Genomic DNA, 20922 nt, shown 5'->3' with positions numbered 1-20922 from the left:
ATCAAGTACTTGACGGATCGCGGAGCGAAAGTCATTCTGGCCAGCCATTTGGGCCGTCCGAAGGGACAAGTTGTCGAAGAGATGCGGCTGACTCCGGCTGCGGCACGCTTGTCCGAGCTGCTCGGCAAGCCGGTGGCGAAGGCGGACGAAGCGATTGGCGACACAGTCAAAGCGCAAATTTCCAAGCTGAACGACGGCGACGTGCTGCTGCTTGAGAACGTGCGCTTCTACGCGGGCGAAGAGAAGAACGATCCGGAGCTGGCGAAAGCTTTTGCCGAACTGGCGGATCTGTACGTCAACGACGCGTTCGGCGCCGCGCACCGGGCTCATGCTTCCACGGAAGGTATCGCGCATCATCTGCCGGCCGTATCCGGGTTGCTGATGGAAAAAGAACTCGACGTTCTCGGCAAAGCGCTCAACAACCCGGATCGTCCGTTCACCGCGATTGTCGGCGGAGCGAAGGTCAAAGACAAAATCGCCGTTATCGAGAAGCTGATCGAGATTGCGGACAACATCATCATCGGCGGCGGGCTGTCCTACACCTTCTTCAAAGCGAAAGGCTACGAGATCGGCAAGTCCCTGGTGGACAACGATCGTCTGGAGCTGGTGCAGGAATTCGAGCGCAAAGCGAAGGAAAAAGGCGTGAACTTCCTGCTGCCGGTTGACGTTGTCGTCGGCGACGATTTCAGCGCTTCGGCGAATGCGAAAATCGTAGACGTCGACCAAATTCCGGCGGATTGGGAAGGCTTCGACATCGGACCGAAAACCCGCGAGCTGTTTGCCAAAACGATTGCGGAATCCAAGCTGGTCGTATGGAACGGGCCGATGGGCGTATTCGAATTGAAGCCGTTCGAAGACGGAACGAAAGCGGTAGCTGAAGCTTGCGCGGCGACGGCCGGCTATACGGTCATCGGCGGCGGCGACTCGGCGGCGGCTGTAGAGAAATTCCATCTTGGCGACAAAATGGATCACATCTCCACCGGGGGCGGAGCTTCTCTGGAATTTATGGAAGGCAAGGCGCTTCCAGGCGTCGTGGCTTTAAACGATAAATAGGAGGCGGGGCAAATGCGCAAACCGATCATTGCAGGCAACTGGAAAATGTTCAAAACGGTAGGAGAATCGCTGGCCTTCGTCAGCGAGGTTAAGGGCAAGGCGGAAGCGGCGGGCGTCGAGAGCGTCATTTGCGCGCCGTTTACGAACCTTCCGGCCTTGGTAGAAGCGGTGAAGGGCACGACGCTGAAGGTCGGCGCTCAAAACCTGCATTTTGAAGACAACGGCGCGTTTACTGGCGAGATCAGCGGCGTGATGCTGAAAGATCTGGGCGTAGAGTACGTGATCATCGGACACTCCGAGCGCCGGGCTTATTTTGCGGAAACCGACGAAACGGTGAACAAAAAAGTGCACGCGGCGTTCAAGCACGGCTTGACTCCGATCGTATGCGTCGGCGAGAAGCTGGAAGAGCGCGAAGCGGGCCAAACGAAAAACGTATGCAAAGTGCAGACCGAAGCGGCGTTTGCCGGCTTGAGCGCGGAGCAGGCGGCGAAAGTCGTCATCGCTTATGAGCCGATCTGGGCGATCGGAACGGGCAAATCGTCGACCGCGGCGGACGCTCAGGACGTGATTGGCTACATCCGCGAGCTGGTTGCCGGCTTGTATGGAGCCGAGACGGCAGCGGCGGTACGGATTCAATACGGCGGCAGCGTGAAGCCGAACAATATCGCCGAGTACATGCAGCAGCCGGACATCGACGGCGCACTGGTAGGGGGCGCGAGTCTGGAGCCGGCATCCTACATTGATTTGATCAAGGGGGCCGAGTAACATGGCCAGACCGAAACCGGTAGCATTGATCATCTTGGACGGCTTCGGCCTTCGCGGCGAAACGCAGGGCAATGCGGTGGCGCAGGCGAACAAGCCGAATTACGACCGGTATTGGAACCAGTTTCCCCATACGACGCTGACCGCTTGCGGCGAGGCTGTCGGGTTGCCAGAAGGGCAAATGGGCAACTCGGAAGTGGGTCATCTCAACATCGGTGCCGGACGGATCGTGTATCAGGACTTGACGCGGATTTCCAAGTCGATTCGCGAAGGCGAGTTTTTCGAGAACGAAACGATACTCAGTGCTGTACGCCATGCCCGCGAGCATGGCAAGAAGCTTCATCTGTACGGTCTGCTGTCCGACGGCGGCGTACATAGCCATATCGCACACTTGTTCGCATTGCTGGAAGTGTGCAAGAAGGAAGACTTCCAAGAAGTCTACATTCACGCGTTTCTGGACGGCCGCGATGTGGCGCCGGACAGCGCCGTGAACTACATGGAGCAGCTGCAAAGCAAAATTGCGGAGCTTGGCGTAGGACGCATCGCTACGGTGCAAGGACGCTACTACGCGATGGACCGCGACAAGCGCTGGGAGCGTACGGAGAAGTCGTACCGCGCGATGGTATACGGCGATGGACCAACCTTCGAGGACCCGATGAACGCCATCAAGGAATCGTACGTCCGTTCCGTATTCGACGAGTTCGTCATGCCGACGGTCATCGTGAAGAAGGACGGCACGCCTGTCGGTCTGGTAGAGTCCGGCGATTCGGTCGTGTTCTTCAACTTCCGTCCGGACCGGGCTATCCAGCTGTCGCAAGTATTCACGAACAGCGATTTCCGCGGCTTCGACCGTGGAGACAAGTGCCCGAAAGATTTGTATTATGTGTGCCTGACCCTCTTCAGCGAAACCGTGGGCGGCTACGTTGCGTATAAACCGAAGAATCTGGACAATACGCTCGGTGAGGTGCTGGTGCAGAACAACCTGAAGCAGCTCCGCATTGCCGAGACGGAAAAGTATCCGCACGTCACGTTCTTCTTCAGCGGCGGCCGCGACGTCGAGCTTCCGGGCGAAACGCGTATTCTTATCAACTCCCCGAAGGTGGCGACGTATGACCTGAAGCCGGAGATGAGCGCTTACGAGGTAGCGGAAGCGGCGGTGCAGGAGATCGAGGCCGAGCGTCAAGACGTGATCATCCTGAACTTTGCCAACCCTGACATGGTCGGACACTCCGGTTTGCTGGAGCCGACGATCAAAGCGATCGAAGCGACGGACGAGTGCCTCGGCAAAGTCGTCGACGCCATTCTGGCGAAGGGCGGGGTCGCGCTAATTACGGCCGACCACGGCAACGCCGATGTCGTTACGAATCCGGACGGTTCGCGTAATACTGCGCATACGACGAATCCGGTCCCTTTCATTCTCACCGACAGTCATGTTACACTAAGAAACGATGGCATTTTGGCGGATATCGCCCCGACGATGCTCGAGTTTCTGGGCGTGACGCAGCCGGCGGAAATGACCGGGAAATCGATCATTGCAACACGCGGTTAACCCTTGTGCAAACGGAATAAAAAACGAGAAGGAGTGTTCTAGCAATGACTGTAATCTCCAATGTATACGCACGTGAAGTGCTCGACTCCCGCGGTAACCCGACGGTAGAAGTGGAAGTATATCTGGAATCCGGAGCGCGCGGCCGCGCTATCGTTCCATCCGGCGCATCGACAGGCGCTTACGAAGCTGTAGAGCTTCGTGACGGCGACAAAGGCCGTTACCTCGGCAAAGGCGTACTGAAAGCCGTTGAGAACGTGAACGACTTAATCGCACCGGAAATCATCGGCATGAACGCCCTTGACCAAGTCGGCATCGACAAGCGCATGATCGAGCTGGACGGCACGCCGAACAAAGCGAAGCTTGGCGCCAACGCGATTCTCGCCGTATCCATGGCCGTAGCTCGCGCAGCAGCTGAAGCGCTGGACATTCCGCTGTACGTATACCTCGGCGGATTCAACTCCAAAACGCTTCCGGTTCCGATGATGAACATCATTAACGGCGGCGCTCATGCGGACAACAACGTGGACGTGCAGGAGTTCATGGTATTGCCGGTAGGCGCTCCGACTTTCAAAGAAGCGCTGCGTACTGGCGCGGAAATTTTCCACAGCCTCAAAAACGTATTGAAAGAGCAAGGCTTGAACACAGCGGTTGGCGACGAGGGCGGCTTTGCTCCGAACCTGAGCTCCAACGAAGCGGCGATTCAAACCATCATCACGGCAATCGAGCGCGCAGGCTACAAGCCGGGCGTCGACGTATTCCTCGGCATGGACGTAGCTTCCACCGAATTCTTCAAAGACGGCAAGTACCATCTTGAAGGCGAAGGCAAATCGTTCACTTCCGCCGAGTTCGTTGACTTCCTCGCTTCTTGGGTGGACAAATATCCGATCATCACGATCGAAGACGGCTGCTCCGAAGACGACTGGGAAGGCTGGAAGCTCCTCACTGAGAAGCTTGGCGGCAAAGTACAGCTCGTCGGCGACGACTTGTTCGTAACGAACACGAACCGCCTGTCCCAAGGTATCGAGCAAAATATCGGCAACTCCATCCTCGTGAAAGTGAACCAAATCGGGTCCTTGACCGAGACGTTCGACGCAATCGAAATGGCAAAACGCGCGGGCTACACGGCGGTTATCTCCCACCGTTCCGGCGAGAGCGAAGACAGCACGATCGCCGACATCGCAGTGGCTACGAACGCTGGCCAAATCAAAACCGGTGCGCCTTCCCGTACTGACCGCGTAGCGAAGTACAACCAATTGCTCCGCATCGAGGATCAACTGGCAAGCGTCGCTCAATACGCAGGCAAATCCGCATTTTACAACCTGAAAAACTTCAAATAAGTTTGCAGTTGTAAAGTACAGGGGTTTAATAATAAAATAGCTTTGAATCGCTTTCGACAACCGAAGTTGGAGATCCGTGTGTCTGCCGGAGAGTTTACGTGGTGCCTTTGAAAATGGGTTGTTACCGACAGTAAGTTAATGAGAACCCGTTTTCAACAGCACCCGCAGGCAGACAGCACGGAATCGGAAACGGCAAAGGTTGTCGATTTTGCACTTCAAACGCTGACACTCACCCGGAGGGGATCACATGAGTAATCTGATAAAGACCGTATTTTTCTTGATTTTATCGGCCTTTCTTACACATCTGATTCCCTTCAGTGATTATTTCCGTAATCTTGATACGATGATTCACGAGTTCGGCCATGCGATCGTGACGTTGGCGCTCTCCGGCAAAGTGATGTACATCGAGCTGTTCGCGAACCATAGCGGCGTGACGTATTCGCAAGTAACGAGCAGGTGGAGTCTCCTTCCGATTGCGCTGGCAGGGTACACGACAGCTTCGTTATTCGCGCTCTTCATGTTCCGGATGCGGGCCTGCAACAAGCATAGGTTCGCCTTGCAGGTCATGACGGCGATCGCCATCGTGGCTCTTATCCTGTTCGTGCGCAACGAGTTCGGTATCTTCTGGTTGCTCGGTTTCATTATCTTAAATACGATCATGCTGGCTTTTATGCCGCGTTGGCTCAGCGATATATATTACCTTCTTCTAGCCTTCTTGACGCTGGAGGAGTCGGTTTTCGGGCCGTTCTCGTTGATCCTGTATGCCTGGAACGATCCGGCGAAGGCGGGCGATGCGACGAACCTCAGTCTGGTGACTCCGATCCCGGCTATCGGGTGGGCGGTGCTGTTGACGCTGTTTTCCTTGTTGTGCGCGGTACGGGCGCTGAAGTGGTTTCTCAGCGGACGCAAATCGTCGCGAGCCTCGCGACCCGCATACCGTCAGCAGTTTGAAGAGTAAAGATTTTGTAAAATACGCTCGGGACGATCCAACAGGATTTGTCAGTGCGTATTTTTTGTGGTATACTAAGCATGCTGTCTATTTTCGGACAAGTCCGTTTATTTTTGCAGGAGGTGGAATCATGGAATTAGCATTGAAGATCATCCTGGTCATCGCTTCGCTTGGCTTGATTGCGGCCGTTTTGCTGCAGCCGGGAAAAAGCGCAGGTTTGTCCGGTGCCATCTCCGGAGGGGCGGAGCATCTGTTCGGAAAGAAGAAGGCGCGGGGGCTGGAGCTGTTTTTGTCCCGTTTGACTATGGGTCTCGCCGTTGTATTCTTCGTCTTATCTTTGATTGTGGCGTACTTTGTAAGAGGCGCGTAAACATAAAAAGGCGACAGCAGGGGAATATTACTCCTGCTGTTTTTTTGTAGCTTTTCACATGGATAGATCTCGCGAGGGCCGCATGCTTCAGGAAGGTAGGGACGGCCTGGAAAATCCCGAAGGGTGCGAGACGGAGGCGGGACGCTTGAAACGAGTATACAAAACAACGGAGCCTTTTCGGCTGGAAGGTACCGGTGAACGGGCTTCGACGCAGCTGCTGCTCATTCACGGCTTTACGGGATCCCCGTCGGAGCTTCGACGGTTAGGCTATTATTTGAACGATCTGGGCTATACTGTTAATGCCGTCCTGCTGCCGGGGCATGGCACGACGCCGGAGGACATGATCCGAACCGGCCGGGACGATTGGTCCGGCCATGTACTGCGCAGTTATGATGCGATGGCTGCCAGGCGGGCTCGCGAGGGCAAAATTGTAGCAATCGGTCATTCCATGGGTGGGCTGCTGGCTTTGGAGCTGGCGATGAAGCGAAAACTTGACGGCGTGGTTTCGCTGGCGGCGCCGATGTTTCTGTCCAGCCGCAAAACCTCGCTGGCCCTGCTGCTGCAGTATTTTATCAAGTACATCGAACGGAGGCCGACGGCGGCGGCGCAACTGATAGAGGAAGCCTGTACATATGACAAGACGCCGGTCCGGTGCGTGGTCGATCTTCGGAAGCTGATGAAGCTCGTAAAAGCGGACTTGGGCCAAGTGTCGGCGCCGTTATTTGTCGGGCAGGGAGAGAAGGACGGGATGGTCCTTCCGAAAAGCGCAGAGTACATTTACCGGCATGTATCTTCGCTCGTCCGTCAAATCGAGTATTACCCCCATTCCTCCCATGGCCTGCTGCTTGACGAGTGGCGGGAACGGGTATACGAAGATATATCCCGTTTTTTGGCGAGACTTGACCCGGTCGGGACATGGAAACAGGCGGTCGTGGAAATTCAGACATAGGTTATAGAAAGAAAAGGCAGGTGAGAACATTGATAACGCGTGAAGTTTTACTAGATTTTATGAAAGAGACGGCTTATAAGCCGATGACGTATCATGAGCTGGAGCAGCACTTCGTGCTGGAGAGCGCAGAGGAGTTCAAAGCGTTTCTCAAGCTGCTCAATGAGCTCGAGAATGAAGGACTTATTCTTCGTACGCGAAACGAGCGGTACGGGGTGCCGGAGCGGATGAATTTGCTGCGCGGCAAGCTGCAGGCGCATGCCAAAGGCTTCGGCTTTCTCATTCCCGACGACCGGGATCATCCGGACGTGTACATCCATGCCAACGACATGGGGACGGCCATGAACGGGGATATCGTGCTCGTGCGGATCACGTCCAAGAGTCCGTCCGGTGGCCGGATGGAGGGCGAAGTGGTACGGGTGGTCAGCCGGGGCAATACGCAGATCGTCGGACTGTTTCAGTCCCATGAGGAGTATGCATTTGTCATTCCGGATGACAAGCGGGTGGTGCGGGATATTTTTATTCCGAAGGAATCGTTCGGCGGTGCCATGGACGGGCACAAGGTCGTAGTGAAAATCGTATCGTACCCGGAAGGACGAGCAGCGGCGCAAGGTGAAGTGGTAGAGATTCTGGGTCATAAAAACGATCCCGGCGTCGATATTCTCTCCATTATCCGTAAGCACCAGCTGCCTGAAGCGTTCCCGGACGAAGTGATGGAAGAAGCGTCGGCTGTGCCGGATGTGATCGCGGAAGAGGATTTGAAGGGCCGCCGCGATCTGCGCGGGAAGCGTATCGTCACGATTGACGGGGAAGATGCCAAAGATTTGGACGATGCCGTCAATGTGGAGCGGCTGCCGAACGGCAATTATGTGCTCGGCGTGCATATCGCCGACGTCAGCTATTATGTGCGCGAGGGCTCGCCGCTCGACAATGAAGCGTACAATCGCGGGTGCAGCGTGTACTTGGTGGACCGGGTCATTCCGATGCTGCCGCACCGGTTGTCCAACGGGATCTGCTCGCTCAATCCGCAGGTGGACCGGCTTACGATGTCCTGTGAGATGGAATTCGACGCGGATGCGAACGTGGTGCGGCATGATATTTTTACAAGCGTGATCAAGACAAGCGAGCGGATGACGTATACGAACGTCCGCAAGCTGCTGAGCGAGGAAGCACCGGAGCCGGAGCTGCTGGAGAAATACGCGTACCTGATGGACGACTTCCGTTTAATGGAAGAGCTGGCGATGAAGCTGCGTTCGAAGCGGATGCGGCGTGGTGCGATCGATTTCGATTTTCAGGAATCGAAAATTTTGGTCGATGCGGACGGCAAGCCGACGGATATTGTGAAGCGGGACCGGACGATCGCCGAGATGATCATCGAGGAGTTCATGCTGGCGGCGAACGAGACGGTGGCGGAGCATTTTCATTGGCTTAAGGTGCCGTTCCTGTACCGTATTCACGAGGACCCGGACGCGGAGAAGCTGCAGCATTTTATGGAGTTCATTACGAACTTCGGCTATGTTGTCCGGGGCAAAGGCAATTCGGTGCATCCGAGGGCGCTGCAGACGCTGCTTGAGGAAATTAAGGGCACGAAGGAAGAAACGGTCATCAGCACAGTGATGCTGCGCTCGATGAAGCAGGCGAAGTACGATTCGCAGAGTTTGGGCCACTACGGTCTGGCTGCGGAATTCTACTCGCACTTCACGTCGCCGATCCGGCGTTATCCGGACCTCGTGATTCACCGCGTCATTCGCGAGGTGCTGGAAAACGGCTCGCTCAGTGAAGCGCGGCACGAGTACTTGGCCTCGCGGATGGACGATATTGCCAAGCAATCGTCCGAGCGGGAGCGGGTGGCCGTCGATGCGGAGCGGGAGACGGAAGCGCTGAAGAAATCCGAATTCATGCTCGACAAAGTCGGCGAGGAGTTCGACGGCATCATCAGCAGCGTGACGAGCTTCGGGATGTTCGTGGAGCTGGATAACACCGTGGAAGGACTGATCCGTCTATCCGATCTGACGGACGACTACTACCACTTCCACGACGCTCAGCACGCGCTCATCGGCGAGCGCACGTCCAAAATTTATCGCCTCGGCGATGAAGTGAAGGTGCGCGTCTCGCGGGTGAACATGGAGGAGCATACCATCGATTTCGAGATGGTCGATATGAAGCCGCGGCCGCAGAAGATGAGTCTAGTCGACGCGCTGAATGCCGTGCGCAAGACCAAGCGCGACGGCCGTCCCGGCCGGGCAGGCAAAGCCGCCGCAGGCGGAGCGCGCGCTGGACGCACCGAGCGCGCCGGGAAGCGCGGCGTAGGCGGCAGCGGCAACGGCCGCGGGAAGGGCCCGGCAGCCGCGAAGACGCGCGCGCTGGAGGCGGTGCGCACCGGCGAGGGCACCACGGCGACAGGCCGTGCCGCAGGGCGCAAAAGCGCCAAAGCCGTGGGCAAGGCGGCCAAAGGCGGCGGCGGCGTGGGCATCGGCTTCGCCAAGAAGAAGCGCAAAAAGACCGTCAAGCGCTAGTTCCCCTTGATTTCCGGGGATGGAGTTGGTACAATGGACTCCATCCCTCTGTTTGGAAATCGGTATGGGAAGGAGCGGCTACGGGGGCATGAGCAAAAAAAGCGATGGAAAAGTGCTGGCGCAGAACAAAAAAGCGTCTCACGATTATTTTATCGAGGATACTTACGAATGCGGCCTGGTGCTGACCGGTACGGAGATCAAATCGCTGCGGCTCGGACGAGCCAATATCGGCGATGCGTTCGCGACAATCCGGAACGGCGAAGCGTTCGTGCACAATATGCACATCAGCCCGTTTGAGCAAGGCAACCGGTTTAACCCCAGCGATCCGACGCGGGCCCGCAAGCTTCTTCTCAAGAAAGTCGAGATTAACAAACTGCTGGGCCAATCGAAGCAGGAAGGCTATACGTTGGTGCCGCTCAAGGTGTATGTGCGCAACGGCTATGCGAAGCTGTTGCTCGGCTTGGGTAAAGGGAAGAAACAATACGACAAACGCGATACGGCGGCGAAACGCGATGCTCAGCGGGATATTCAGCGGGCGCTGCGCGAGAAGCAGAAGGTCGCAAGGTAACGTTTTGGCGGAAATCCGCCAGTATGTTTAGGTTTTGGTATCGCTCCCAGCAACTCGCCCCTTCATTTTGCTCAAGGATATGTTATAATGAAAGAGCACTTGGGGAAGTGCACAGCTTTTATAGCAAAAGTCAGCAGAAGTTGTAGGTAAGTTTTTTTCATAACCTTTTTAATTAGGGTCTCCCATCTGATGGGAGGCCCACCTATGCGGGGACGTTCTTGGATTCGACGGGGATAGTTCGAGCATGGGTTGCGGGTAGTGGGGACGCGTCCGCTTTATCAACGCTAAAGCCAATTAAATGGCAAACAACAACAACAACTCGCTTTCGCAGCTTAATAACCTGTGACGCGGCTTCTACCCTGCATCGCCCATGTGCCGGGATAGGGGCTCAACCTTAGTGGGATACGCTGTCTAGTCTCCGCCTGCGGCTAGCTGAAGAAGACAATCAGGCTGACCCAACGCGTAGCCGGTTACGGGGCGACGCTCGGGTGACATCAAAACTGTGACTACACCCGTAGATGCCTGTGTGGCGTTATCTTCGGACAGGGGTTCGACTCCCCTCGTCTCCATAAAAGTACAAAAGCATCGACCAAATGGTCGGTGCTTTTGTTTTGTGGAGACGCGAGGCGGGAGGCGAAGCCCCTGATGGGGTTCAGACCGCGCGCAGTGGAGCGGAAGCGGAACGAGCACGGCATTGAAATATACCGCTAAGATCGTCATCATTGACTAGGCTTCGAGAGCAGGTAAAATCGAGATTTCAATACTCCCCTCGTCTCCATAAAATGCTGTAAAAAAAAACACTGACCAAATAGTCGGTGCTTTTTATTTTTGGAGAAACAAAAAGCAGAAAAATGTAACATTTCATGTATGATTTATCCGATATAGATGTAGGGATGGACGGGGCCGAGCAGGACCCTAGTGAAAGTGTATTTTTAGTTTTCAGGGAGGATGAGCTCAAAAAATCAAAATTACCTATCGCACAGTATTTTCTGGGTAGAGTAATAATTCCACCATGTCTTTCGTAACGGAGTGAAGAAGATGACGTCTAGAAAAATGATTAGTTTGCTTATTGTTTTCGTCTTACTTTTCGGAGGGCTGGATTTTCGGGCAGGAATTGCAAGTGCGAATGACCGGCTTGATTTTAGGGAAGGCGAGTATCTGGTAAATCTCTTTCAAGAAGGGGATGGAAAGGAGCGCGTTTTTAAATTCACGCCGGGTAATCGAATTACGGCTACCAATACGAAATTTCGCTTGTTTATGTATGCGCAGGAAATCGAGCCCACGGAGTATACGGTTGATTATGAGAACTGCACCATAACGATGCGTCAAGCTCCCGACTTAGGCGCTGAAATGCACATCAAATACTCAATCAGCCCTACCTTTGAATGGGGAGAAGCGGAGTCGGGCATAGACAAAATTGGAAATGCCCTTTCCGAGGGGGATGGTTCAACGCGAGTATTTAAAGTAACTTCCCGTTATACCATCAACTCTAGTAAAAATGTCAGTTTATACATAGATGGATCTAAGGTTCGCCCTTCGGAATTTACCTTTAACCATGAGAATAATACAGTTACGATATTAGAAAAACGACGGGCACCAGGCCCGAAGTCGAAGATTTACTTCTATTTTCCCAAGACTTCTATTTCCGGTACCCAACCATCCCACGGGGAACCTGCAGCGATTCCTCCATCAGGCCCAGCTGCAAATCCATCCCCGAATACAGCCGTTGGAACGAAATTTCAAGTACCTGGTGGAGCAAGCTTTCCCGGGACGATTCAGCTAAACCCGGATCATACATTCACTGTGAATACGACGGCTGCAGCTTCGCGACCGGCCTATTTTTCCTATTTAATGGTCAAAAATGCAAAGGGGAAACTCGTTAGGCAAGTCCGAGTCAATCCTAATAGCCCTTCAACCTATTCATTGAGCAAGCTTGGGCTGCCGTCGGGTGGATATTATTTTTACTTGAAAACTATCAATCAATCGGGAGGGTTGGCGGCATCGATCCCTCAATTCGTTCCGATTAACAATGAGCCGCAAAATATTCAAGTCTTGATTGGAGGACAACTGCAAGCTTATGCGCAGGCGCCTGTAAATTGGAATGGAAGTGCGCTTGTTCCGCTTCGGGCCATTTTCGAATCGCTCGGTGCAACGGTAGAATGGGACAATTCTACCCAAACGGTCACTGCAACAAGAGAAGGCAAAACCATCGTATTAACGATTGGTTCCAATATAGCTTACGTGAATGGCGTTCCTGTAACTTTGAGTGCGCCCGCACAATTAATCAATGGAATCACCATGGTTCCCGTTCGATTCGTAAGCGAGGCTCTTGGCGGAGTGGTAGAGTGGAACGAGGCTTCGAAGTCGGTTGTTGTTTTTCAAAACAAGCCCGTTATCCCTACATCTGCTGAAAGCGAGAAGACTCCAATCGAGCAAGGGGGACAAGAACCGTCGTCTGAACCGTCCGAACCGTCGGCTTCTTCGCCTATTTTACAAAACATATCCAAAGGGATAACGAATTCTTCAGATATCGTTTTTGTCATTGACGTTACAGGAAGTATGGGGGAAGTCATCGACTATGTGAAAGAAACGGTCAGAAGCTTCGTGGATTCCGTCCCGTCCGGCTCTAATTTTGCTATCGTTGGGTATCGGGATATTAATTATGTGGATATTTATAACCCTGATTTCGAGGTTTTTGATTTCACGAATAATAAAGATTTGTTAAAAGCTCAATTAGATAGCTTAGTGGCTTCCGGCGGAGAAGATGTGGAGGAATCCGGACTGGAGGCTATTGATAAGGCGGTCCAAAAATTATCGGGCAGCAAGAACTCCAAAAGAATCATCTTTATAACCGATGCCCCTGTTCACGATAAAGGTACCTCGCCAGGAATGGCCGGCTTCTCTCTTGAAGAAATTAACGCTAAACTGCAAACGAATCAAGTTACTCTTGATGCCATTGCACCGCAAAGCGGATTGGCCCATGAACAAATTATCAAGCTTGTTCAAAGTAATCATGGCACTCTGTACGATATTAACGATGCCAATCTCATGCAGCTGCACTGATTTTGGGCCAATTAAGCAGCCTTTCACTCCATCTTGGGATCACTCAGCGGGATTGTGGATTGGTTAAGCCAAGGTTCGTCTCCATAAAATACAAAAGCATCGACCCCATGGTCGGTGCTTTTGTTTGCTTAGAGAGCGTGGAGGGAAGAACTGGCGCTAAGAATGTCATCGCGAATAGGCCGATCCATTCCCTCCTCAGAGAGAGGGGACTAGTACGTGATCTTAAGACTCTCTCCGTTAACATAGACGCCTTCCGAGCGGGTAATCGGCAGCTTTTGTTCTGCGCTAAAGCCGATCGTTTCTCCGTCCTTTAAAGTTACGTTATCAATAACATAACCGGAAATGTCAATCAGAAAATCGCGCAGCTCGGCAGGAGAGGCCTGACTGTCCAACACTTCAATTTCATCTTTGCCAAAGGACTTCAGCCCGTGCGTGTAGCCATTCATCCCTGTTTCGGTTCCGACCAGGCCAAAGTGAACCAAATTCAACAATGGAAAAGCGTCATCCGATTTCATCATGTCGGCCATTTCCAGAAAAAGACCCGGTTGAAATACGGTACCGGAAGAGTAAAGCCCGATAGCATTGGGAAGCTTCAAGCAGCTGGCCGCCAGCTTAGTGTAAAGCCTGCCGCTGTCGAGCGGAGAGCCGGATCGGGTAAATACGGCCACAATAATTTGGGCGACATGGGTTTTGGTAATGTCCGCGGCTTCTCGCCAGAGGTAGTTGCCCTGTGCATAATGCTCCGCCTCTCCGTTCGGTATAGGAGCATCGACAAAGCTTAAGGCTGCAGTGAAGCCGTCCACTTCGAAGACAAGGATTCCTTCTTTTTCTTCCTCGGGGTGGCCTTCTCCCTCTGCCGATGTGCAGGAGATATTCCAATCCTGCAGGAGGTTCTCCTTCACCTGATCAAGATCGCACTCCGAAGAGTTCAGCAGAACGAACCCGTTAAAAATGCCGGACCCGGATGAATCGTCCTGAGATTCCGCGTCGCCTTCTTGTGTTTGTGCAGCCTCAATAGCGGCCGCCTGCTTCATCCAGTACTCGCGGATCATCTCTACCATAGCAATGGCTTCCTGCTTCGCAGTAGCCGGGTCATAGGGCTGCATCTCACTGAATATGTGGCCGCAATGCTCCGTATCGGATGGATCTTCATAGCCGCCGCAGACGGCAAGGAGCCATTTGCCGAGCAATGTTTTTTTGTACTTGAATATGTAATAATGCATGTCATGCAAATCAAATTCTCCTGCGATTTCAATTTTGCTGGGTTTACGGCCGAGCTCGCGTTCATCCGAAAGCCAATCAATCATGGACTGCATGGCCGCTTGTTGTTGGGCTGTCATTGTATCCTCTCCTAGTCGAAGTATGCACTCTATCCATTGTATATATTACCAAACGATGGAGCAAATCGGGTTAATAGATTGCTTTCTTTCCCGCGTTATTTCAGCGTTGTTGCCTCGACTAATCAAGTCTCTCATAGCCACTTTGGCTTGCTTTGATATAATAGAAAGTGGCAAATTATCATTATAGTTTATCTGATTGAGGGGCTATTTTTTGCAATTGAAATACAGGAGGTTAAATTCATGTCATCCACCATCTATAAATTGATACCTGAAGATGTACATTTTGTGCCTGAAAAAGGAAACGTTGAGCAAGTTCGGTCCTATCTGGCCTCCTTATTCCCGACCGCTACGATATCGGTCGAGCAATCGGAAGAGATTCAATTCGTCGATCAGGGTGAAAATTTCGTTCAAATTACCTGTCCGAACTGCGAGACAGTAATAGATTTAAAATGGTGGCACCAAGCGATGGATAACGCATGGCAAAGTGCATTTAAGGACTTGGATGTGCAGCTCCCTTGCTGTTCTGCGCATAATACTCTTCACGGTCTTCATTATGATTTCCCGGCAGGATTCTCGCGTCTCATTTTTGAAATCGAGAACCCCGAGGAAGAAGTGACGACAGAGCAGTTAAGAATGATTGAACAGCTGTTGGGATGCGAAATTCGTATGGTGAATGCTCGCTATTAAAAAAAAGTTATTGACTAATCACTAACAAGATGATACATTGTCATTAAGTTAGTAATTGATCAATAACTATTAATGAGGTGAGACCATTGAAAAAAGCAATTGTGGTAGGAGCAACTGGCGGTACCGGCGCTTCGGTTACGGAGGAATTGGTTAGACGAGGGATTCGAACGGTCGCCTTCGGGCGATCCCGCGGGAAGCTTGAGCAGCTCAAGGCGAATCTGGGTAACCCGCATCATTTAACGATTGCCGTAGGCGACGCTTTTCGTCCGAATGATATCGTCACCGCTTCGGAAGGCGCGGACGTTCTGTTTCATTGCGCAAACGTGCCGTATCACGAGATGGTGAGCAAGCTGATTCCGCTGGGCGAATCCGTGATGGAAGCCGCTAACCGGCTTAGCCTAAAGGTAGTCGTGATCGACGGCATCTATCCCTATGGAAGAAGACAAATGGACCGGGCGACCGAGGATCATCCGAAACAGCCGCATACGAGGAAAGGCAAGATTAGACTCGCTTACGAGCAAATGCTGTTCGAAGATCGATGGAGTCGGGCCAAGGTAATGATCGTCCGCTTGCCGGACTATTACGGTCCTACGGCGAACGAGGCCTCCTATCTGGGCTCTACGCTCGAAGCTATCGCGGCGGGCAAAATGGCTTTTTTCATCGGCAATATGCGTGTCCCGCGGGAGTATGTCTACTTGCCGGACGCTGCGTTCATGATTGCGGAGCTCGCTGCCAGGGACGAGGCTTACGGGGAGAACTGGCATATTCCGGGCGCGGGATTGATCTCGGGCAGGGACATCGTGCGAATTGCCCGGCAAGCAAGCGGGAGCAGCAAACCGGTCATTCCGCTCGGAAGAGGCGGGCTATCCTTGCTCGGCATGGCCGTTCCGGTCATGAAGGAGGTCGTAGAGATGCTCTATTTGACCGAAGAGCCGCTTGTGCTGAGCGGGGACAAATACAAGCGGTTGATCGGACCGGCACGGGCGACATCCTTTGAAGAAGGAATCATGAATACGGTGCGCGCGCTGAACAAGAAAAAATAACTTTCATTTTATAGCCAAAAGTAATTGATTAATCACTATCAATATTGGAGGGAATGGGAATGAATCATCTCATTATCTATACGCATCCAAGAAAAAGAAGCTTTAACCACGCGATTCTGGACGCAGTGACAGAAAGCTTGCGCCAAGAGGGGGACGAGGTGATCGTCCGGGATCTATACGGCATCGGTTTCCAGCCCGTGCTTGGTCCGAGCGAATTGCTCGGCGGGGTAGGAGAGGACGTCGTCCTGGAGCAAAGCTACGTATCGTGGGCGGAGCATGTCGTATTCATCTATCCGCTATGGTGGACGGGAATGCCTGCTATGCTGAAAGGGTACATCGACCGCGTATTTTCATACGGATTCGCTTATAAGTATGACGATGGGGTTCAAATCGGACTGCTGGCGGGCAAGAAAGCAACACTCATCCATACGCAAAACAAGTCGAGCGAACAATATGAAGCAAGCGGTATGGGGAATGCGCTGCGTCTTACGATAGATGAAGGAATACTCGCGTACTGCGGTTTCAAAGTAAACCATCATTTTGTATTCGACTCGATCCTCTCCTCGAACGTTGAGGATAGAAAGACTTGGCTCGCTCAGCTCTCGGAATGGGTTCGAAAGTAATTTATTCTTGACTAAATGGTCCGAAAAAGAGTGAGATGGTTTTGCAAGGAGGAATGCAACCGATGGGAAGAAATAAGGAATTCGATACGACCGTCGTGCTTCGCAAGGCCATGGAGGTGTTCGGCCATTACGGATATGAAGGCACTTCGCTGCAAATTTTGCTTGATGGCTTAGGGATTGCCCGGCAAAGCTTGTATGACACCTACGGTACGAAGAAAGATCTTTTCATCTCCGCAGTCAAGCATTATACGAACGAGAAAAGTGCAGCCGTGCTCACGAGACTTGATCGTCCCGGTTCTGTCAAGGCGGCCATTGCGGATATTTTTCGCGAGATCGCGGCGGCGTTGAAAGACGAGGTCCGGCGCAAGGAATGCTTCATCATGCACAGTGCGATCGACCAGGTCCCTCACGTTCCGGAAATCGCCGCCTTCTTCGAGCAGGATGCCTCCCGATTGGAAGAGGGATTCTATCGGGCATTGGTGCGTGCTAACGAGCAAGGTGAATTAAGCGATCGTCATAGCGATCTGAGGGCGCTTGCCCGCTATTTGAATCATTCCAGATATTCGCTGACGCAAGCCGCTAAATTGACCTCCGAGCCGAAAGTGTTGGACGATATTGTAAAAGTGACGCTTTCTGCGCTGGATTCCTGAACGGAGCGGTCCTAGGCTGCATGGCTGGACGCTTCATTCTTTTTTGAGAATATTAGACTGTTTGATCCGAAAAGAGGACGGCCCTTTTGACAAACGGCGCCCTTTTTTTATCCGAGTAAAAATGGCATTTAAATGACGTCGTTGAATTTAGCAAGCAGCTTCCGCATATTGTAATACCAGAATTATTCGGGCGGTTCAAGATGTTGAAAATTTCCCTCCAAGGGTCGTCGGAGCCTTCCCCTTTATCCATGATCCGCAACCTAAAAAAAACTCTCCCGTATTTAAAATATAAAATGGAGCCGAAGAAGCTATTGTTGCGAAAAGCACTCCAATTCGAGGCAGCTTGCGGCAAACCTCATCCTCCCAAAAGCTTATTCCTATACCAACAATAGAAGTTGAGGTAATTCACCTATGAATGAGGAATATATAATTCATGCTGATACCTGTTATCGGCTGGCCGAGCAGAAAGCTGCCGGCTACTTTGCGTCGCTCTATAAGCAAGTCATGGAAAAGACGTATGCGTCTGTCCTCACGGAGGATATCGAACTGTGGAAACGAGATCATGTTCGCGGCCAATCATGGCTGTCCATGTTTGTCCGAGGCAAGCGAAAGCCCAATGACGGGGACTATCACCGCTATATCCAATGGCTGAAGCATACCGGTAAATTGGATGATTACCTGGATCGAAGCGTATCCTATATTTACATGCGCGATCTGGGCAAAGCCATCGATTCTCCTGAAGCACAGGCCAGAATGAAACGTGTAGCTGCCGACGTCAAGCATCGCTTGCTTCTCCCCGCCGCAACTAACCGGGAAGAACGTCCGGCGTTTGTCAGTTTTGCCGGGCTGTATCGATGGGCTCAGAAAGAAGGCGTTGAGACCGCTGCGATATGGGTGATAGACAAGCTGAAGAGCGTAGCGGCTCATATTCCGGAGGAAATGAATGCCGAGCATGCCCAGCGCAAGCTGATCAAGATCATTGTCGGGGTAGTCATGCATGCGATCGAAGAGATGGGAGATGAGCCATCGCCCGAGGAGCGTGCCCGGAGACTGGATGAAGCGATCCGGCTCGGCTATTCCTACGGTTTGACCTATCCGTTCATCGACGATCTTCTGGATGCGCAGGTCTTAACCGCTCAAGAGAAAGCACATTATTCCGATATGATACGGATTGCACTTCTTACGGGATCGGTGCCGGAATTGGGCGAATGGTCCGGAGCCCGCAAGGCGATGATTCAATACGTGCACGCGGAGCTGCGGGAAGCCTTTGAATATATTAAGCACCGTCAGCGGCCGGAAACCCAACACCTGTTTTTCGAGCAAGCCTACGTGTTCTTTCACTCGCAGGAACTGGACCGTGCTAAGGATCTGGCCCATGCCACATACACCAATGAAGAGCTTTATGTACCTATCATCTTAAAGTCTGCCTCTTCCCGCCTGATTGCCCGCTCGATCCTTCGCGCTCCCTTAGACGAAGGCTTTGAGGATCGAACCTTCTTTTATGGCATATTCAACCAGTTGGCTGACGATTTCGCGGATATGTTCGACGATAAGAGAGACGGTGCGGTAACGCCGTATACCTATTATTTGACGTACCGTGATCAACGGCCGGATCTGCTCAATCCCTTTGAATTATACTGGACGGTCATTGCCCATCTCATTCATGACGTATTTCGCTCCGATGCGAAGGCCCGTGAGGTGATCCTGGATCGGGCCATCAACGGTCTAAAACGCTGCAAAGCGCGTATCGGCACCGAAAAATATAACGGTATTATGGAGATCTTCGCTTCAGGAAATCCGGCGTTCAACCGGCTTGTTCAACATATGGTTGAAAAAGCGGTAGACGTGGAATTTTTCGATAAACTGCTTCGAGACCAGTTGGTCGCCATGTTAAAAAGAGACCGGAACGAAAAAGAAGAATTCGCCGAAACCGTCAAAACAGTACGCCGGCAGATCAACGACACTTTGCAGATTGCCAAGCCTGACGGCATTCCGGGGATGAAAGAGTCGCTCATTGCTGCGGCAAATTACAGTCTGGAAGGGGACGGCAAACGTCTGCGTCCGATCGTGACCTGGGTCATGGGTGTCCAAGAATATGGGCTCCGCGCACCGTCCATCGTTCCCTTGCTGAGATCCATGGAATATATGCATACCGCATCTCTGATCTTCGATGATTTGCCGTCCCAGGATAACGCGTCGATCCGTAGAGGGCGTCCGACACTGCATCGGGTGCATAATAGCGCCACGGCGGAACTAACCGGTCTGTTTCTGATTCAGAAGGCCATTCAGGAACAAGCATCATTGGATCAGTTTGATGCGAAAACGGTGCTTGCCCTGATGAAATATTCGGCCGAAATGGCGGAAAACGTGTGTGTGGGACAGGCGATGGATTTAAGCTCCAAAGGAAAAGCGTTGACTCTGGAGCAATTGGATGCGATTTGCTTTTATAAAACCGGCATTGTGTTTGAGGCTGCTCTGGTGATGCCCGCTATTCTCGCGCAGGTGAACGAGAAGGAAATCGAAGTGTTGAAAACATTCGCTTATCATGCGGGGATAGCTTTTCAGATCAAGGACGATTTGCTTGATTTGGAAGGAGATGCGCGGTTGCTTGGAAAGCCCGTCGGCCAGGATGCGGAAAACAACAATTCGACGTTCGTCACCATCCTGGGTTCGGAAGGCGCCAGCAAAAAGATGTGGGAGCATTATTGTACTGCTATGGAAGCATTGCAGGAAATGCCGCGCCGCACCGTTTTTCTGAAGCATTTGTTGGATTATATGGTCAGCAGGAACCGCTAGGATGAGCAGGGATTACTTACGAGGGATCAGAAATGGGGCCAGTCCCGTGGCAATGACCCGGTGCCCCCGATCGTTCGGATGGATGGGTAACGATCCGCTTAACGCGTCTTCGATCTTTCCGCTGCGATAACCATGCACAAGCTCTGCCTGCTTACCTTCAAACCACGTATGAGTGGGAGCTATAGTGGCGTTGCAGCTATGGGCAAGCTCGTTGATCATCCGATTCAATTGTCCTATCGCCTCAACCGCAAGAGGAGTGCTCGGAAACGGGTTGTACTGCGTGCAGCAAACGATCCGGGCCCGGCTCCCTTTTTTGATTCGAGTCAAAATGGCACTGACATTACGCCTATAGCCGGCTACAAGGTGTTTTACGGCAAGCGGCTGCTTGGTTGTAAAGGAAGCCAGCGCCGCGTTGGCTAAATCCACTCCGCCAATCCAAACCGAGACGACCGAGGAATGGGCGATGACGGAGGCCCCCCGCCATATCACGGCGTCCAATAGATCATCGCTGCTCCAACCGGGCCGCGCCAGAACAAACCCGCGAACCTTGCGCGAGTCCGAATTTAAAGCGGATACGGTCAATTGAGGGTAGGCTTTTGCCAAAGAGGAAGCATTTTGGCCAAATGTGATCGAATCTCCGAGAGCTGTATAGATCATCAAGATATCACCA

At 52.6% G+C, this 20922-nt stretch carries 17 protein-coding genes and 1 other RNA gene; 16 read left to right on the top strand and 2 right to left on the bottom strand.

Going from position 1 to position 20922, the window contains the following annotated elements:
• The 11 genes from pgk to QJ48_RS16045 form a co-directional block, all read left to right on the top strand.
• On the top strand, positions 1 to 1053 hold a 1053-nt coding region (gene pgk, locus QJ48_RS16090; protein WP_054974584.1), incomplete at its 5' end, for a phosphoglycerate kinase.
• 12 nt (positions 1054 to 1065) lie between these two features.
• A complete protein-coding gene (tpiA, locus tag QJ48_RS16085; protein ID WP_054974582.1) occupies positions 1066 to 1818 on the top strand; it encodes a triose-phosphate isomerase in 753 nt (250 codons plus the stop codon).
• A 1-nt stretch (position 1819) separates the two neighbouring features.
• Positions 1820 to 3364, top strand: coding sequence for a 2,3-bisphosphoglycerate-independent phosphoglycerate mutase (gene gpmI, locus QJ48_RS16080; RefSeq protein WP_054974581.1), 1545 nt, complete (start codon positions 1820 to 1822; stop codon positions 3362 to 3364).
• Positions 3365 to 3408: 44 nt separating this feature from the next.
• Positions 3409 to 4701 carry a phosphopyruvate hydratase gene (gene eno / locus QJ48_RS16075; protein ID WP_054974580.1) on the top strand — a complete coding sequence of 431 codons (1293 nt, stop codon included), beginning with the start codon at positions 3409 to 3411 and terminating at the stop codon, positions 4699 to 4701.
• A gap of 247 nt (positions 4702 to 4948) precedes the next feature.
• Positions 4949 to 5659 (top strand): M50 family metallopeptidase, encoded by a 711-nt coding sequence (locus QJ48_RS16070; protein ID WP_054974579.1) that lies wholly within the window; start codon positions 4949 to 4951, stop codon positions 5657 to 5659.
• Positions 5660 to 5780: 121 nt separating this feature from the next.
• A complete protein-coding gene (gene secG / locus QJ48_RS16065; protein ID WP_010500424.1) occupies positions 5781 to 6020 on the top strand; it encodes a preprotein translocase subunit SecG in 240 nt (79 codons plus the stop codon).
• Positions 6021 to 6165: 145 nt separating this feature from the next.
• Entirely contained in the window at positions 6166 to 6969 is an 804-nt protein-coding gene (locus QJ48_RS16060; RefSeq protein WP_054974583.1) for a carboxylesterase, read from the top strand.
• Positions 6970 to 6998: 29 nt separating this feature from the next.
• Positions 6999 to 9482, top strand: a complete 2484-nt coding sequence (gene rnr, locus QJ48_RS16055; RefSeq protein ID WP_054974578.1) for a ribonuclease R — start codon at positions 6999 to 7001, stop codon at positions 9480 to 9482.
• 88 nt (positions 9483 to 9570) lie between these two features.
• Positions 9571 to 10050: an SsrA-binding protein SmpB gene (gene smpB / locus QJ48_RS16050; protein ID WP_025845132.1), complete on the top strand. Its 480-nt coding sequence runs from the start codon at positions 9571 to 9573 to the stop codon at positions 10048 to 10050.
• A gap of 208 nt (positions 10051 to 10258) precedes the next feature.
• Positions 10259 to 10622, top strand: a transfer-messenger RNA (tmRNA) gene (gene ssrA / locus QJ48_RS35335).
• Positions 10623 to 11088: 466 nt separating this feature from the next.
• Positions 11089 to 13113 (top strand): stalk domain-containing protein, encoded by a 2025-nt coding sequence (locus QJ48_RS16045; RefSeq protein ID WP_054974577.1) that lies wholly within the window; start codon positions 11089 to 11091, stop codon positions 13111 to 13113.
• Between the two features lie 209 nt (positions 13114 to 13322).
• On the opposite strand, the gene QJ48_RS16040 is transcribed toward QJ48_RS16045, so the two are convergent.
• Positions 13323 to 14453, bottom strand: a complete 1131-nt coding sequence (locus tag QJ48_RS16040) for a DUF4261 domain-containing protein (RefSeq protein ID WP_054974576.1) — start codon at positions 14451 to 14453, stop codon at positions 13323 to 13325.
• A gap of 240 nt (positions 14454 to 14693) precedes the next feature.
• On the opposite strand from QJ48_RS16040, the gene QJ48_RS16035 reads away from it, so the two are divergent.
• The 5 genes from QJ48_RS16035 (at position 14694) to QJ48_RS16010 (ending at position 20252) form a co-directional block, all read left to right on the top strand.
• Positions 14694 to 15140, top strand: a complete 447-nt coding sequence (locus tag QJ48_RS16035; protein ID WP_054974575.1) for a hypothetical protein — start codon at positions 14694 to 14696, stop codon at positions 15138 to 15140.
• Between the two features lie 86 nt (positions 15141 to 15226).
• A complete protein-coding gene (locus tag QJ48_RS16030; protein ID WP_082420528.1) occupies positions 15227 to 16183 on the top strand; it encodes an NAD-dependent epimerase/dehydratase family protein in 957 nt (318 codons plus the stop codon).
• 59 nt (positions 16184 to 16242) lie between these two features.
• Positions 16243 to 16806, top strand: coding sequence for an NAD(P)H-dependent oxidoreductase (locus QJ48_RS16025; protein ID WP_054974573.1), 564 nt, complete (start codon positions 16243 to 16245; stop codon positions 16804 to 16806).
• Between the two features lie 62 nt (positions 16807 to 16868).
• Entirely contained in the window at positions 16869 to 17456 is a 588-nt protein-coding gene (locus QJ48_RS16020) for a TetR/AcrR family transcriptional regulator (RefSeq protein ID WP_054974572.1), read from the top strand.
• 411 nt (positions 17457 to 17867) lie between these two features.
• Positions 17868 to 20252, top strand: coding sequence for a polyprenyl synthetase family protein (locus QJ48_RS16010; RefSeq protein WP_054974570.1), 2385 nt, complete (start codon positions 17868 to 17870; stop codon positions 20250 to 20252).
• Positions 20253 to 20264: 12 nt separating this feature from the next.
• Here QJ48_RS16010 and QJ48_RS16005 read toward each other — a convergent pair whose 3' ends face one another.
• A complete protein-coding gene (locus QJ48_RS16005) occupies positions 20265 to 20909 on the bottom strand; it encodes an SGNH/GDSL hydrolase family protein (RefSeq protein ID WP_054974569.1) in 645 nt (214 codons plus the stop codon).
• Positions 20910 to 20922 lie beyond the last annotated feature (13 nt).

It is taken from the genome of Paenibacillus sp. A3, from assembly GCF_001399685.1.
Classification (GTDB): domain Bacteria; phylum Bacillota; class Bacilli; order Paenibacillales; family NBRC-103111; genus Paenibacillus_G.
Note: the sequence above shows the minus strand (reverse complement) of the source record. Positions and strands in the feature narration are given on the sequence as shown.